The 15,401-nt window shown below is 64.8% G+C and carries 16 protein-coding genes; 3 read left to right on the top strand and 13 right to left on the bottom strand.

The annotated features are described in order from the left end of the window. Window positions 1–324: 324 nt before the first annotated feature. The 13 genes from B5F27_RS14090 to B5F27_RS14030 form a co-directional block, all read right to left on the bottom strand. Window positions 325–774, bottom strand: a complete 450-nt coding sequence (locus B5F27_RS14090; protein WP_087368749.1) for a MarR family transcriptional regulator — start codon at window positions 772–774, stop codon at window positions 325–327. Between the two features lie 44 nt (window positions 775–818). Then, complete coding sequence (gene fabZ, locus B5F27_RS14085) at window positions 819–1,262, bottom strand: 3-hydroxyacyl-ACP dehydratase FabZ (RefSeq protein WP_204228856.1); 444 nt, start codon at window positions 1,260–1,262, stop codon at window positions 819–821. A gap of 6 nt (window positions 1,263–1,268) precedes the next feature. Continuing rightward, a complete protein-coding gene (fabF, locus tag B5F27_RS14080; protein WP_087368748.1) occupies window positions 1,269–2,510 on the bottom strand; it encodes a beta-ketoacyl-ACP synthase II in 1,242 nt (413 codons plus the stop codon). A gap of 13 nt (window positions 2,511–2,523) precedes the next feature. After that, on the bottom strand, window positions 2,524–3,270 hold the full coding sequence (gene fabG / locus B5F27_RS14075; RefSeq protein ID WP_204228855.1) for a 3-oxoacyl-[acyl-carrier-protein] reductase: 747 nt from the start codon (window positions 3,268–3,270) through the stop codon (window positions 2,524–2,526). Window position 3,271: 1 nt separating this feature from the next. Next, the gene (gene fabD, locus B5F27_RS14070; RefSeq protein ID WP_087368747.1) at window positions 3,272–4,201 is read right to left on the bottom strand and encodes an ACP S-malonyltransferase; all 930 of its coding nucleotides are present in this window, start codon (window positions 4,199–4,201) and stop codon (window positions 3,272–3,274) included. Further along, entirely contained in the window at window positions 4,198–5,124 is a 927-nt protein-coding gene (locus tag B5F27_RS14065) for a nitronate monooxygenase (protein WP_087249068.1), read from the bottom strand. Before B5F27_RS14065 ends, fabD begins: the two co-directional genes overlap by 4 nt. A 39-nt stretch (window positions 5,125–5,163) precedes the next feature. Then, the gene (locus B5F27_RS14060; protein ID WP_087368746.1) at window positions 5,164–6,114 is read right to left on the bottom strand and encodes a beta-ketoacyl-ACP synthase III; all 951 of its coding nucleotides are present in this window, start codon (window positions 6,112–6,114) and stop codon (window positions 5,164–5,166) included. Further along, window positions 6,111–6,932: an acetyl-CoA carboxylase carboxyltransferase subunit alpha gene (locus B5F27_RS14055; protein ID WP_087249064.1), complete on the bottom strand. Its 822-nt coding sequence runs from the start codon at window positions 6,930–6,932 to the stop codon at window positions 6,111–6,113. The genes B5F27_RS14060 and B5F27_RS14055 overlap by 4 nt, the downstream gene beginning before the upstream one ends. Beyond that, window positions 6,922–7,791: an acetyl-CoA carboxylase, carboxyltransferase subunit beta gene (accD, locus tag B5F27_RS14050; RefSeq protein WP_087368745.1), complete on the bottom strand. Its 870-nt coding sequence runs from the start codon at window positions 7,789–7,791 to the stop codon at window positions 6,922–6,924. The genes B5F27_RS14055 and accD overlap by 11 nt, the downstream gene beginning before the upstream one ends. Continuing rightward, the gene (accC, locus tag B5F27_RS14045; RefSeq protein WP_087368744.1) at window positions 7,788–9,173 is read right to left on the bottom strand and encodes an acetyl-CoA carboxylase biotin carboxylase subunit; all 1,386 of its coding nucleotides are present in this window, start codon (window positions 9,171–9,173) and stop codon (window positions 7,788–7,790) included. The genes accD and accC overlap by 4 nt, the downstream gene beginning before the upstream one ends. 4 nt (window positions 9,174–9,177) lie before the next feature. Next, the gene (accB, locus tag B5F27_RS14040; protein WP_087249058.1) at window positions 9,178–9,630 is read right to left on the bottom strand and encodes an acetyl-CoA carboxylase biotin carboxyl carrier protein; all 453 of its coding nucleotides are present in this window, start codon (window positions 9,628–9,630) and stop codon (window positions 9,178–9,180) included. Between the two features lie 51 nt (window positions 9,631–9,681). After that, the gene (gene acpP / locus B5F27_RS14035; RefSeq protein ID WP_087249057.1) at window positions 9,682–9,930 is read right to left on the bottom strand and encodes an acyl carrier protein; all 249 of its coding nucleotides are present in this window, start codon (window positions 9,928–9,930) and stop codon (window positions 9,682–9,684) included. Between the two features lie 484 nt (window positions 9,931–10,414). Next, entirely contained in the window at window positions 10,415–11,545 is a 1,131-nt protein-coding gene (locus B5F27_RS14030) for an SGNH/GDSL hydrolase family protein (RefSeq protein ID WP_087368751.1), read from the bottom strand. A gap of 266 nt (window positions 11,546–11,811) precedes the next feature. On the opposite strand from B5F27_RS14030, the gene B5F27_RS14025 reads away from it, so the two are divergent. From B5F27_RS14025 to B5F27_RS14015, 3 genes are all read left to right on the top strand, one after another. Continuing rightward, the gene (locus B5F27_RS14025) at window positions 11,812–12,798 is read left to right on the top strand and encodes a diguanylate cyclase (protein ID WP_158098254.1); all 987 of its coding nucleotides are present in this window, start codon (window positions 11,812–11,814) and stop codon (window positions 12,796–12,798) included. A gap of 272 nt (window positions 12,799–13,070) precedes the next feature. Beyond that, complete coding sequence (locus B5F27_RS14020) at window positions 13,071–14,372, top strand: MATE family efflux transporter (protein WP_087368740.1); 1,302 nt, start codon at window positions 13,071–13,073, stop codon at window positions 14,370–14,372. Continuing rightward, window positions 14,369–14,971 carry a cytidylate kinase-like family protein gene (locus tag B5F27_RS14015; protein ID WP_242962204.1) on the top strand — a complete coding sequence of 201 codons (603 nt, stop codon included), beginning with the start codon at window positions 14,369–14,371 and terminating at the stop codon, window positions 14,969–14,971. Before B5F27_RS14020 ends, B5F27_RS14015 begins: the two co-directional genes overlap by 4 nt. The last annotated feature ends 430 nt before the right edge of the window (window positions 14,972–15,401 follow it).

The raw sequence follows: 15,401 nt of genomic DNA, 5'->3' as shown, positions 1-15,401 counted from the left end.
GTGAAAATTGGAGCGCTGCGCCAGCCTCGCCTCCCTGTTTCGTTCACTGAACGCGGTCGGCTCGGCTGCCCCTGACAGGGGCTCTAAACCAAAAACAACCCCCGCCCAAATCAACAGGGCAGGGGTTGCGGTTTTTATGGGTTTTCAGGGCGTACCGATCGAGAAAATCAGTCTACACAAAACCTTGGACTCACCGGGGCGCAGCCCGGGAGCCTGCTAAAGCGGCTGAAACCTGACCGCCGGCAGGGCCTTGTGAAGCCCACAGCAGTCAGCGGTACCAGGTGAAAAGCTTTTTGGTTCCTTTTTCTCGAAAAAGGAACTTGCCTACTTTTTCTCTGAAAAAGTAGGATCGTAGGGCAGCAGCTCCTCGCTGATGACCGAGAGCATCTCGCCGAACTTGGCGCACTCCTCGGGGGTGAAGCGTTCCCGGATACGGGCCACGGCGCTTTGGACGCGGTCGCCTGCGCCGCAGTAGAGCTCGTATTTCCGGGTCACATGGAGCAGGTACTCCCGCTTGTCCTGAGAGGAACGGGTCTTTTCCACATAGCCCTTGCGGACCAGACTGTTGATTTTATAGGCTGCGTTGGGGGTCGAGACGTGCATGAACTCGGCGAACTCGTTGACCGTAGGGGTTCCCAGTGCGCGGATGGCCTCCGCCGCAAAGATCTCCGCCGCGGACAGACCGGTCTCCTGGTCCTGAAACCGCGCGAACAGCTCATGGTAAAAGCGGAGGGTGAATTCCCGGTATGCTGTTTGGACAATCTGTTCCAGCATTCTGCTCCTCCCAGAGGGTTTGTGCCGCGCGGGTACGCCCGCTGTCAGGTACACGCAGGCCCTTTCACCAGGGCAAAGGTCAGCTCTGCGGTGGCGGCCACCTGGCCGTCCACCATGGCTTTTGCCTCGCCAATGCCCACGGGACCCTTCATCTTGGTCAGGGTGCACTCGATCTCCAGCACATCGCCGGGCACCACCTGGCGGCGGAACCGGGCATTTTTGATGCCGCCGAACAGGGCCAGCTTGCCTTTGTTCTCCGGCATGGACAGAAGGGCCACGCCGCCCACCTGAGCCATGGCTTCCACGATCAGGACGCCCGGCATCACGTGATACTGGGGGAAATGGCCCTGGAAAAAGGGCTCGTTGACGGTGACGCACTTGATGCCCTTGGCCCACTTGCCTTCCTCGCCGTCCACGATGCGGTCCACCAGGGCGAAGGGATAGCGATGGGGCAGGATCTGTGCGATTTCATCGGAACTGTACTTCATCATCTCTCAGCCCTCCCACTTCTTCAACAGGACGCAGGCGTTGTGGCCGCCGAAGCCCAGCGAGTTGGACAGCGCATAGTGAATGTCTGCGCTGCGGCCCTCGTTGGGGACGTAGTCCAGGTCACAGGCCGGGTCGGGGGTCTTGTAGTTGATGGTGGCGGGCAGATAGCCGTCCTTCAGAGCCAGGGCGGTGAAGATGGCCTCCACCGCGCCGGCAGCGCCCAGCATATGGCCGGTCATGGACTTGGTGGAGCTGACCGCCATCTTGTAGGCGTGGTCGCCAAAGACGGTCTTGATGGCGGCGGTCTCGCCGGAATCGTTCAGCGGGGTGGAGGTGCCGTGGGCGTTGACGTAGTCCACCTGGTCGGCGGTGATGCCGGCGTCCTGGATGGCCTGGGCCATGGCCCGGGCGCCGCCCTCGCCATTGGGAGCGGGAGCGGTGATATGGTAGGCGTCGCAGGTAGCGCCGTAGCCCACGACCTCGGCGTAAATCTTGGCGCCGCGGGCCACTGCGTGCTCATACTCCTCCAGCAGCAGGATGCCGGCGCCCTCGCCCATGACGAAGCCGTCCCGCTCCCCGTCAAAGGGAATGGAGGCCCGGTTGGGGTCGTCGCCCACGTGGAGGGCGCGCATGGAGGTGAAGCCGCCAATGGACAGCGGGGTCACCGCAGCCTCGGCGCCGCCGCACAGAGCCATGTCGGCGTAGCCGTCCCGGATGTGGCGGAATGCGTCGCCCACGGCGTTGGAACCGCCGGCGCAGGCGGTCACCGGGCAGGTGCACATCCCCTTGAAGCCAAAGGCAATGGCGATCTGGCCGGCGGCCATGTTGGCGATGCTGGTGGGGATGTAGAAGGGCGAAGCCTTGTCAAAGCCGCGCTGCAGGCAGCGGGTCTGCTCGCTCTCGGTGGTGGAGATGCCGCCGATGCCGCTGGACACGATGACGGCGCAGCGCTCCAGGTTTTCGGCGCTCAGGTCCAGGCCGCTGTCGGCCATGGCCTCCTTGGCCGAAGCCATGGCGAACTGGGTGTACCGGGCCATGTGGCGGACTTCCCGCTTGTCAATGTAGACGGTGGGGTCCCAGTCCTTGACCTCGGCGGCCAGATGGACCTTCTGGGCGGACGAATCGTACTGGGTAATGGGGGCGATGCCGCACACACCCTCACGGACGGCCTGCCAGCTGTCGGCGGTGTTGTGGCCCAGCGGGTTGACGGTGCCCATGCCGGTGATTACAACTCTGCGTTTTTCCATCTTGTGTTCCTCCTCACATTCCCATGCCGCCGTCCACGCTCAGCACCTGGCCGGTGATGTAGCCGGCCTCCTCCGAGGCCAGGAACGCCACAGCCGCCGCCACGTCCTCGGGGGTGCCGGGACGGTTTGCGGGAATGGTGGACAGCATGGCCTCCCGTGCAGCGTCGGGCAGGGCCGCGGTCATATCGGTGGCGATGTAGCCGGGGGCCACCGCGTTGACGGTGATGCCCCGGGCGCCCATCTCCTTGGCCAGAGACTTGGTCATGCCGATGAGGCCGGCCTTGCTGGCGCAGTAATTGATCTGGCCGGGGTTGCCCCGCAGGGCCACCACCGAGCTCATGTTGACGATGCGGCCGTAGCGGGCCTTCATCATGGGCCGGATGGCCGCCTTCATGCACAGGAACGCGCCTTTGAGGTTGGTGTTGATGACGGCGTCGAAGTCCTCTTCCTTCAGCACCATGGCCAGGTTGTCCCGGGTGATGCCGGCGTTGTTGACCAGGATGTGGATGCCGCCCAGCTCCTTGACGGCGGTGTCGATGAGGGCCTTGGCGGCGGCGGGGTCGGCCACGTCGCCCTGGACGGCCCGGGCCTCAACGCCCAGCTCCTTCAGCTCAGCCAGGGTCTTCTCGGCGGCGGCGGTGTTGCCCGCGTAGGAGAATACCACGTTGGCGCCGCGGCGGGCCAGCTCCAGGCAGATTGCGCGGCCGATGCCGCGGCTGCCGCCGGTGACAACGGCGGTCTTTCCAGTCATGCTGCCCATGTTACTCTCCTTTCAGCGCCTCGCAGAGGGCGTCGATGTCGGCGCAGGTCTCCACTGCGCAGGTCTTGATGGCCGGGACGGTCTTTTTCACAAAGCCGCTGAGGACCTTGCCGGGACCGATCTCCACGATCATGTCCACCCCCAGCTCGGCCAGACGGCGGATGGTGTCCTCCATGTAGACCGAGGACTGGACCTGACGCTCCAGCAGGGCGGGGATGGTGTCCCCCTCCCCCATCTCATGGCCCAGGCAGTTGAACAGCACTGGGAACTTCATCTCGCCAAAGGTGATCTGGGTGAACTTCTCCCGCAGGGCGTCGCCGGCGGGGGCCAGCAGCGAGGTGTGGAAGGGGCCGCTGACCTTCAGGGGCAGGCAGCGCTTGGCGCCCAGCTCCTTGGCCCGTGCGGCGGCCTTGTCCACAGCGGCCTTGTGGCCGCCGATGACCAGCTGGCCGGGGCAGTTGTAGTTGGCGATCTCCACGACGCCCTCGTCCGAGGCCTCCTCACAGGCCTGGCGCAGGGTGTCGCGGTCCAGGCCCAGGACGGCGGACATCCCGCAGGGGACGCCGGCGGCCGCCTCGGCCATGGCCTTGCCGCGGAATGCGGCCAGCTCCACCGCCTGGCGGGCGGTGAACACGCCGGCGGCCTCCAGGGCGGAATACTCGCCCAGGCTCAGGCCGGCGGCATAGTCGGGATGAATCCCCTTGTTTGCCAGGATGGCGGTCATGCCGGCGGCAAAGGCCACCATGCAGGGCTGGGTGTACTGGGTCTGGTTCAGGACCCCGTCGGGGTCGGTAAAGGAGACGGTTTTCAGGTCAAAGCCCACGTCGGCGCCGTCCAGCACCGCCCGGAACTCGGGGTAGGCCTCGTACAGGTCAGCCCCCATGCCGGGATGCTGGCTGCCCTGGCCTGCGTACAAAAATGCAAGTTTCATGCCTGCAGTCCTTTCATCGTGGCCTCACAGCCGGCCATCATTTCCTCAAAGATCTGGCGCAGAGGCTTGATCTCGGTGAGCATACCGGCCACCTGGCCCGACATGAAGCTGCCGGTGTCCAGGTCGCCGTCAAAGACGGCGCGGCGCAGGGAGCCCAGGGTCAGCTTTTCGCGCTCGGCCAGGGGCATGTTCTCCTTCTCCATCTCCAGATACTGGCGGGCCATCTTGTTCTTCAGAACGCGGACGGGTGCGCCGGTGGAGCGGCCGGTGACGACGGTATCGTTGGCGCCGGCCTTGATGAGGGCCAGCTTGTAGTTCTCATGGATGGGGCATTCCTGGCTGACCAGCAGGCAGGTGCCCACCTGGACGCCGCAGGCGCCCAGGGCGAAGGCGGCAGCCATCTGGCGGCCGTCTGCGATGCCGCCGGCTGCGATGACCGGGGCGCTGACTGCGTCCACCACCTGGGGCACCAGGGCCATGGTGGTCATCTCGCCCACATGACCGCCGCTCTCGGTGCCCTCGGCGATGAAGCCGTCCACCTCATACCGCTCCAGGCGCTTGGCCAGGATGGGAGCGGCCACCACGGGGAAGACCTTGATGCCGGCCTCCTTCCAGGCGGGGACGTACTTGCCGGGGTTGCCGGCGCCGGTGGTGACCACCTGGACGCCCTCCTCCACCACCACCTTGGCCAGCTCGTCAATGTGGGGGTTCATCAGCATCAGGTTGACGCCGAAGGGCTTGTCAGTGGCAGCGCGGGCGGTGCGGATCTCTTTGCGCAGGGTCTCGGCGTCCATGCCGCCCGAGCCGATCAGGCCCAGAGCGCCGGCGTTGGAGACGGCTGCGGCGAAAGCGCCGGTGGCGATGTTGGCCATGCCGCCCTGAATGATCGGGAACTCAGTCCCCAGAAGCTCATTGATCTTCATATTAACGAAACTCCTTTTCTTTGTTGGGCGTCAGGCTGCTTATGCAAGCTGAAGCAGAGCGCCGGCCCAGGTCAGACCGCCGCCGAAGCCCGCGCACAGGACCTTCTGGCCGCTGTGCAGCTGGCCGGAACGGACCAGCTCATCCAGCAGGATGGGGACGCTGGCAGCGGAGGTATTGCCGGTGTGGGCAATGTTGCCGGCGCATTTTTCGGGGTCCAGGCGCAGCTTCTTGATGGCGAAATCAAGGATGCGCTGGTTGGCCTGGTGAAAGACGAAGTGGTCCACCTGGTCCAGGCCGATGCCGGCCTTGGCGGCCACTTCCTTGGCGCACCGGGGCAGGACCTCGACCGCAAAGCGGAAAACCTCTTTGCCGTCCATGTGAATGTAGGAAGCAGCGCCGGTGTTGACGCCGGGGATCATCAGGACCTCCCGGTTGCCGCGGCTGCCCATGACGGCGCACAGGGAGGGATAATCCTCTCTCCACTCCACCACGGCGGCGCCGGCGCCGTCGCCGAACAGCACGCAGGTGCTGCGGTCGGTGAAATCGGTGATGCGGCTGAGCACTTCGCAGCCGATCACCAGAGCGTACTTGCGCACGCTGGCGGCCAGCAGGCACTCGGCGGTGTGCAGGCCGTAGACAAAGCCGGCGCAGGCGGCGTTCAGGTCAAAGCAGACGGTGTCCTCGGGCATCCCCAGCTCCTTCTGCAGCACGCAGGCGGTGGAGGGGGTCATGGTGTCCTGGGTCAGGGTCGCCACCAGGCAGACGCCGATCTGTTCGGGGCCGATGCCGGCGCTCTCCAGCGCCCGGCGGGCGGCGGCGGTGCACAGGCCCAGGTGATTTTCCTCTCCGGTGCAGTAGTGCCGGCTGGAAATGCCGGTGCGGGTGACGATCCACTCGTCGCTGGTGTCCACCTTTTTCTCCAGGTCGAAGTTGGTCACCTCCTGCGCAGGCAGCGCAGACCCGGTGCCCATCAGCTTGATCCCACTCATAGGCGCTCCTTTCTCAGGGCGTTGGCGCCCATCATGCGGAATTTCTTGTACCGAGCCGCCGCCAGGGCGCTGCCGCTGAGCTTGGACAGGATGCCCAGCTCCTTGACCAGCACCTCGTCCAGGGCGCGGTAGACAGCCTGGGGGTCGGTGTGTGCGCCGCCCTCCGGCTCGGGGATGATGCCGTCGATGACCTTCAGCTCCAGCAGGTCGGCGGCGGTCAGTTTCATGACGTCGCAGGCCTCGCTGGACCGGGAGGCGTCCTTCCACAGGATGGCGGCGAAGCCCTCCGGGGACAGGACCGAATAGACGGCGTTCTCCAGCATCAGAACGCGGTTGCCCACGCCCAGGGCCAGCGCGCCGCCGCTGCCGCCCTCGCCGGTGACCACCGAGATCACCGGGACGGTCAGCCGGCTGGACAGCGCCAGGGTGCTGGCGATGGCCTCGCCCTGGCCATGGGCCTCCGCCTCCAGGCCGGGGTAAGCCCCGGCGGTGTCGATGAAGGTGATGATGGGCCGGCGGAATTTCTCCGCCTGGAGCATCAGGCGCTGGGCCTTGCGGTAGCCCTCGGGGGAGGGCATGCCGAAGTGATAGGCCACGTGTTCCTCCAGGGTGCGGCCCTTGCGGTGGCCAATGACGGTCACCGGCTTGCCGTGGAACAGGCCGACGCCGCCGTAGATGGCGCCGTCGTCCATGCAGGTGCGGTCGCCCCGCTGCTCAAAGAACTCGGTGAACAGCGCCGAGACAAAGTCGGGGGTGCCGGGGCGGTCCGCATGGCGGGCCAGCGCCACACGCTGGGCAGGGGTCAGATCATTTGCCATGAGAATCGCCTCCTTTTCCATGGAGTTTGAGCAGACGGATCAGGGTGCTGCGCAGACGGGAACGGGGGACGATGGCGTCCAGGAAACCGTGCTCCAGCAGATACTCGGCGGTCTGGAAGCCCTCGGGGAGCTTTTCGCCGATGGTCTGCTCGATGACCCGGGGCCCGGCGAAGCCGATGAGGGCCCCCGGCTCGGCCAGCATGATGTCGCCCAGGCTGGCAAAGCTGGCGGTGACGCCGCCGGTGGTGGGATGGGTCATCACCGAGATGTACAGGCCGCCGTGCTCCGAGAACCGCTCAACGGCGGCGGAAGTCTTGGCCATCTGCATCAGGGAGAGGATGCCCTCCTGCATCCGGGCGCCGCCGCTGGCCGAAAAGAGGATCAGGGGCAGCTTGTTTTTGTCGGCGTACTCCACCAGGCGGGTGACTTTCTCACCCAGGGCAGCGCTCATGCTGCCCATAAAGAACCGGCTGTCCAGGACGCCGGCGGCCACCCGGATGCCGTCGATGCGGCCCACGGCGGTGACCACCGCCTCCCCCAGGCCGGTGCGGCGGCGTGCGCCGTCCAGCTTGGCCTCATAGCCGGGGAAGGACAGAGGGTCGTTGGACACCAGGTCGGCGTCCAGCTCCTTGAAGCTGCCCTCGTCCAGGATCAGGCTCAGACGGTAGTAGGCGCCCACCGGATGATGGTAGCCGCACAGGGGGCAGACGTAACAGTTTTTCACCAGGTCGCGGCGCAGCACCGGCTGGCCGCAGGACTTGCAGGTCTCCTCGGTGTTGGCGGGGACCACGGTGCCGGAGTCGCGCAGGGCCTTGAGGCTCAGCAGCTTGTGCCGGCGGCGGGCAAATACAGTGCTCATGCCTTGCCCTCCTCATCCCCTGCCCGGCTCCACTGGAGCAGGGTGTCCAGGTTTTCGTCCAGGAAGGCGGTGGTGAAGCTGCCCCGGACAAACTCGGGGTGATAGAGGATCTGATGCAGCAGGTCGGCGTTGTTGGCCGGGCCGTCGATGATCATTTCCTCCAGCACCCGGCGCATCCGGCGGATGGCCTCCAGACGGGTGGGAGCCCACACAATCAGCTTGGCCATCAGGGAGTCGTAGTAGGGCGGCAGGGTGCAGCCGGTGTACAGGCCGGTGTCCACCCGGACGCCGCAGCCTCCCGGCAGGTGCAGAAAGTCGATCTTGCCGGGGCAGGGCTGGAAATTCTTGGCCGGGTCCTCGGCGTTGATGCGGCACTCAATGGCGTGGCCCCGCAGCACCACGTCCTCCTGCTTGTGGGACAGGGGCAGGCCCGCGGCAATGCGGATCTGCTCCCGCACCAGGTCGATGCCGGTGACGTATTCGGTGATGGGGTGCTCCACCTGGATGCGGGTATTCATCTCGATGAAGTAGAAGTTGCCCTCCTGGTCCAGGACGAACTCGATGGTGCCGGCGTTCTCATAGCCGGCGGCTTTGGCGGCCGCCACGGCGGCGGCGCCCATCTTTTCCCGCAGCTCGGGGGTCAGGGCCTTGGAGGGGGCCTCCTCCAGCATCTTCTGGTTCCGGCGCTGGATGGAACAGTCGCGGTCCCCCAGCTGGATCACGTTGCCGGCCTTGTCGGCCAGGATCTGGAACTCGATGTGCTTGGGGTTGAGGATCAGCTTTTCCAGGTACATCTCGCCGCTGCCGAAGCAGGCCACCGACTCGCTGCGTGCCTCCTCAAAGAGGGGGATCAGCTGGTCGGGCTCAAAGACCCGGCGCATGCCGCGGCCGCCGCCGCCGGCGGAGGCCTTGATCAGGACGGGATAGCCGATGCGGTCGGCGATTTCCTTGGCCTGCTGGGCGGTCTCGACGGCGCCGTCCGAGCCGGGAACCACCGGCACGTTGGCGGCCATCATCATCTTGCGGGCGGCGGCCTTGTTGCCCATGGCGCGGATCACGTCGCCGGAGGGGCCGATGAAGGCGATGCCCGCCTCGGCGCAGGCGTCGGCGAACTGGTCGTTCTCGCTGAGGAAGCCGTAGCCGGGATGGATGGCGTCGCAGCCGGCGGCCTTGGCCACCGTCAGGATGGCGTTCATGTTCAGGTAGCTGTCCGCTGCCCGGGCGGGGCCGATGCAGTAGGCCTGCTCGGCCAGCTGCACATGGAGGGCCTCGGCGTCGGCGGCGGAATACACCACCACCGGCTCGATGTCCAGCTCACGGCAGGCACGCAGCACCCGCAGGGCAATTTCGCCGCGGTTGGCGATCAAAACGCGCTTGAACATTTCCTCACCCTTCCCGGTAGCGGATCAGGGCATCGCCGAAGGACACCAGTGCGCCGTCCTCCTGCAGGACAGCCTCAATGACGCAGTCGCACGGAGCCTTGACCTCGCTCATCATTTTCATTGCCTCCATGAGGCAGACGGTCTGCCCCTTCTGCACCTTGTCGCCGGGCTGGACAAAGGGCGGCTGGTCGGGTGCGGGGGCCACATAGAAGGTGCCCACCACCGGGGCGGTGATGCACTTGCCCTCCGGGGCAGGTGCGGCGGGAGCGGCGGCCGGGGCGGGAGCCGGTGCGGCAGGTGCCAAAACTGCGGGCGCGGCGGCCGGGGCGGCAGGCGCGGCCATCACGGCCACCCCCTTGTCCATCTCCAGCTCTGTATCTTTGGTATGCAGCTTAAACGCGGTGAGGCTGCTGGCGTCAAACCGGGCCATCAGCTCCAGGATTTCCTGATTGGTCATAGAGGCTCCTTTCGCAATGTAGGACAATCTGTCGGCGGACAGGAAGGCGAATTACTCAGCCTTCTCAGCCTCGTCGGCGTGGTCCTGCAGGTACTTGTACAGGTCGCCCACGGTCTTCATGTTGGGCAGGTCCTCGTCGGCGATGGCGATGCCGAAAGCCTCCTCCAGAGCCATGGACAGCTCCACGGCGGACAGGGAATCAGCCTCCAGGTCCTCGGTCAGGGTGGCCTCCATGGTCACCTTGTCGGCGTCGCAGCTCAGGGTCTCAACAATAATTTCCTTAACCTTCTCGAAGTCCATGATGATTTCTCCTTTTTTTCTACCAAAAGTGGATTTGATTCAAAATTTTTTCAAAAATCATTTTATCTAAAATAATTTAGAAAAAATAATTTTACAGGTATTTTAGCAGATCGACCGAGAATGTCAAGGGGTTTTTGGTAAAAAAATACAGCAAAAAACCGTTCCTCCCGCCCTTCTTTGCTTTCGATTCCAAAGCCCATCTCCCCCGCCGCCCCACACAGAAAAAGCGCCGGGCGGGTCTGCGTTTTGGTTTCGCAGGCCAACCCGGCGCGGCTATTTCGTTAAAAAATTTTATGTTTTCTTCTTTATGTTATAAGTTTGAGGTATTTCCAAAAAACACCGGCGGGGCTGTTTCAGCCCGCAAGACCCCGGGACGGACGGTCCATGTCCCCCGCCGCGATGCCGGCAATCCCCCAGCCGGCGGCCCGGTCCGGGCGCCCTTTCGACCGGGTTGCCCCCGCTCCTTCCTATCTATAATAGGGGCTCAGGCCGGACTGTCCGGTTCCAGCCAGGTTTTGAGGCAGCCGGTGAGGACCCGGGCGGCGGCCTGATGGGCCGCCAGGCCGGGATGGTTCAGCGCGCCGGTGGTCTCGGGGGTGAGGGCGGGCAGAACCAGCATCTGGACCCGGCCGTCCCCGGTTTCCTGCCGGTAGCGGTCCAGGCCGGCCCGGATCACCGGCAGCAGGCCGCAGCCCATCATCCCGTAGCACCACACCAGGACGGCCTGGGGGTTATGCCGCCGCACCAGGGCCAGAAAATCCCGCACCCCCTGCTCCACCCGGGCGGCGTCTTTGGGATCAAAGGTGCCGTCGGGCAGGCTGTGCAGCTGGCTGGCCTGGCCGGTGACCGGGTCCACCCAGGGCGGGTTGGCAAAGGCGTGGTCGTCGTTGGTGCCCAGATGGATCACCACCGCGTCGGGCTGCCAGGCGGCGAAGTCGTAGGGCTCCTGGGCGCCCCGCTGCCGGTTCTGGTCCCCCCGGGCTACCCCGCACACCCGGGTATAATAGGCGGGCAGGGCGTGGCGGGGGTCGTTGTCAAAGCCGGCCACAATCCCCCAGCCGCTCTGGGACACCACCCGGTATTCCGCCCCCAGGGCGTCGGCGGTGAGGCGGGCGTAGTTGTTCCGGGCCGAAAACAGCACCCCGGTCCAGTCCTGTTCCCCCTGGGTGCCGATGGCCCCCTCCCCGCTGGTGATGCTGTCCCCCACGAATTCAATGCGGTGCCGGGGCGGGTCCAGAGGGAGGAATTCCCCCTCCGCAAAGGCCAGCCCCTCGATCTGGAGGAAGTGGGCGGGGTCGTCGTACATGGCCTGGGCGTCCTTGAGGATGCGGACGTGCTTGGGCCGGCCGGGGGCCATCCCCCGGAAGATACAGCTGCGGCTGCGGCCGGGGTTCACCGCAAAGCGGGCCACCCACGCCCCGTCCAGCTCCACGCTGACCCAGGGCTCCATGATGTCATAGCCGGCGTTCCATTCCACCCACAGCTCGCTGCCGGTGAACTGCAGCTCGATGCCGCTGCCGGTCCAGAACAGGGTCTGGGGCTGCCGGTCCGCATGCCGGCCTAGCACCCGCACCTGGGGCAGGGCGGACAGAGGCAGGGTTGTCAAATGTTCCATGATGATTGGTTCCTTTCCGCGCCGGGCCCCGGAGGAGGGCCGGCAGTTTTCTGCTTTGAATATACTCCGGACGGCGCCGGTCCGCAAGGGGCGGGCGGAGTTTTTTGCGGCAGCAAAAACGGTTTCTTTTTTCATTGACGGATGGCCGGCGGGCTGGTAAAATAATGGATAATAAAATCCACCGATCCCCGCGGGATTTCAAGGGATTACATTCTGCAGCCCGGCGTCTTTGGGCCGCCGGCGCGCCGAAGGAAAGGATGACTGCGATGATGGACCCTCACACCGACCCCGCCCGTCAGGTCATAGACCTGACCCGTTCCCTGCTTCAATATCACTACTGCGACAACAATATGGACGCCATCATCCAGCTGCTGGACCCGGAGATTGTCTGGCTGGGCATCGCCGAGCACGAGTACGCCGCCGGGCGGGAGACGGTGGCGGAGATTTTCCGGCAGTTTGCGGGGCTGGTGCCCCGGTGCAACCTGTCCGGGGAGGAATACCAGGTGCTGGAGATGGGCCCGGATCTCTACCTGTGCGCCGGGCGGGTGTGGATTTCCACCGACGCCTCCACCGGGATTTCCCTGCGGGTGCATCAGCGGTTCAGCTTTCTGTTCCGGCGTCAGGAAGGCCGGCTGCTGTGCTGCCACATCCATAGTTCCACCCCCTATGAGGAGATGCAGGAGGGGGAGGTGGGCTTCCCCCACAAGATGGGCCAGCAGTCCACCCTCTACCTGCAGGAACAGCTGGCCCTGCAGACCAAAAAGATCGCCCAGCAGACCGCCCTTTTGGAGCGGCTGAGCTATGAGGACGCCCTGACGGGGGTGTACAACCGCAACAAGTACAACGAGATGCTGACCAGCGGCTGGGAGAAGGACAAGCCCCATCTGGGGATCATCTGCTTTGACCTCAACGGGCTGAAACGGGCCAACGACCTGTTCGGCCACAGCATGGGGGACGAACTGATCTGCCGCACCGCCGACCAGATCCGGCTGGAGTTCGCCGGCAAGATCTACCACATCGGCGGGGACGAGTTTGTGGTGATCGACGACGAGCGGGACCACGCCGCCTTCCGGGCGTCGGTGCTGGCGGTGGAGCTGAGCATGGCCCAGAACGGCATCAGCTGTTCGGTGGGCACCTCCTGGCATGCCGCCCCCTGCAACGTCCGGGCCCAGGTGGAGGAGGCCGACAGCCGGATGTACCACAACAAGCGCTGTTTCTACGACAAGATGTCGGACAAGGATTTCCGGGACTGACCGTCCCGCCCGTTTGCCGCCGCGCCGGACCCGGAGGGGCCCGGCGTTTTTGGCGCCAGGGCGGCCGCCTTGCTCTTTGGTGCGTCTTGTGTTATAATAGCCAGCGATTCGGCCCGAACGCCCCTTTTTCGCCGTCTGCGGGGTGCGGAGTCGGGCCAGAAAGTTCACATCCACACTGCCACCGGGTAGTAGAATGCACAGCGCATTCTTGCTTGCGACGTTAGGTCTTGGAAGCCGCAAGCGAGGATGCCTTTTTTGGTAAAGGAGACCGTATGATCGAAAAGCAACTCAGGAAATACATCATCCCCAACGTATTGGCCATGGTGGGCACCTCCTGCTATGTTCTGGCCGACACCTTCTTCATTGCCTGTGCCGAGGGCGCCGACGGCATCACCGCCCTGAACCTGATCCTCCCGGTCTACGGGCTGATCTTCGCCATCGGCTCCATGATCGGCATTGGCTCCGCCACCCGCTACACCCTCCAGAAGTCCCTGGGGGTCCGGGACGCCGACGACTATTTCTTCAACTCCATCTTTTTCACTTTATCCATCAGCCTGGTGTTCATCGCCGGGGGTCTGCTGTGGCCCGAGGGGATTCTCCGGCTGCTGGGTGCGGACGGCTCCATCGTGCAGCTGGGGGCGGATTACATCCGGATTATCCTGTGCTTCACCCCCTTCTTCATGCTGAACTACACCTTCACCGCCTTTGTCCGCAACGACGGCTCCCCCAACATCGCCATGGCCGCCACCCTCACCAGCGGCATTTTCAACATTGTGTTTGACTATATCTTCATGTTCCCCATGCGGCTGGGAATGACCGGCGCGGCCCTGGCCACCGCCGTCTCCCCCATCGTCAGCATGAGCCTGTGTTCCATCCACTACCTCTCCCCCAGAAACACCATCCGCCTGCGGCCCCGCCGCCCCTCCCTGAAAAAGCTGGCCTCGGCCTGTTATCTGGGGGTGGTGGCCTTTGTGGGCGAGATTTCCAGCGGCATCACCACCATGGTGTTCAACTTCATTCTGCTGGGCCTGGCGGGCAACACCGGCGTGGCGGCCTACGCCATCGTGGCCAACATGGCCCTGGTGGGCACCGCCCTGTTCAACGGCGTGTCCCAGGGCCTGCAGCCCCTGGCCAGCAAGGTCCACGGCCAGGGCGACGCCGACGCCGAAGGCCGCATCTACCGCCATTCCCTCCAGATTGCCGCCGTCATCGCGGGGATTCTGGTGGTGAGCGTCCTGCTGTTCGCGCCCTATTTCGTGGCCGTCTTCAACAGCGAGGGCTCCGCCGCCCTGGCCGCCTACGCCGAACCGGGGCTGCGGATTTACTTCCTGGGCTTTTTGGTGGCGGCGGTCAACATTGTGCGCACCGGCTTTTACAGCGCCACCGGCCGGGGCCGGGAGTCCTCCATCCTCTCGCTGTCCCGCGGGGTGGTGGCCATCGTGGTGTTCGCCTGTCTGCTGTCCTGGATGCTGGGAGTCACCGGCGTGTGGCTGGCCTTCCCGGCAGCCGAACTGTTCACCCTGGGTCTGGGCCGGTTCCTGACCCGGAAAACTGCAAAGGAGGAAGCACAGTGAAAATCATTACCATCAGCCGCGAATTCGGCAGCGGCGGCCGGGAACTGGCCAAGCGCCTGTCCGACGCCATGGGCATCGTCTACTACGACCGGGAAATCCTCACCGCCATCGCCCAGAAGGGCGGCTTCCACGAGGACTACGTCCGGGAAACCCTGGAGCAGAACTATCTTTTGCAGTATCCCCTGACCATCGGCAAGAGCTTCTCCTGCGTCCAGCCCATCCCCCAGACCGCCACCGACCTGCTCATCGCCCAGCGCAACACCCTTCTGGACATCGCCCGGAAAGGTTCCAGCTGCATCATCGTGGGCCGCTGCGCCGACGTGATCCTGCGGGACTATCACCCCCTGCGTCTGTTCGTCTACGCCGGGGAACAGGCCAAACTGCGGCGCTGCCTGGAGCGGGAGACCGACCCCCGCACCACCGAGAAAGACATCCTCCGCCAGATGCGCCGGATCGACAAGGCCCGTGCCAGCTATTACCGCCTGTTCGCCGAGACCGGCTGGGGCCAGAAGGAAAACTACGACCTGTGCATCAACACCACCCACGTCTCCATCAAGCAGATCGTCCCCCTGCTGAAGGGCTACCTGGAAGGGCTGTGACGGCAGCCTGGCCCCGAAAAGAACCGTTCGTCTCAAAAGGCCCGCTCCGGCGGGTCTTTTTTCATGCCAGCACATACGCCCCGGCGGCTGCTTCGGCGCAGGCCGCTCATCCTTCTGGACTGGATGCCCGGACATAGCCGGCGGCCATCCTGCCGGGGAGACAGGGGCCCTCGGAAACATACGCAAAGTTTCGCCCACAGAGAGGCTTCCGCCGGGCTTTCCGCCGCGCTTTTCGCCCGGGATCGGCGTCCCTGTGCGCGGCCCTTTTTGCCCATTTTTTATCGCATCTCCGTCCATTCTACCGTCGGTCGGTTGACAGGGCCGGCGCCGGCTGCTAGAGTGGGGCCAGCAAACAACGGAAAACGAGGTGGATTGCATGTACCAACTGGATAAAGATGCCTTCGGCGGGTTTCTCGCCGCCCTCCGCCGG

This window comes from Faecalibacterium sp. An192 (assembly GCF_002160175.1).
In the GTDB taxonomy this organism is placed as follows: Bacteria; Bacillota; Clostridia; order Oscillospirales; family Ruminococcaceae; genus Faecalibacterium.
Note: the sequence above shows the minus strand (reverse complement) of the source record. Positions and strands in the feature narration are given on the sequence as shown.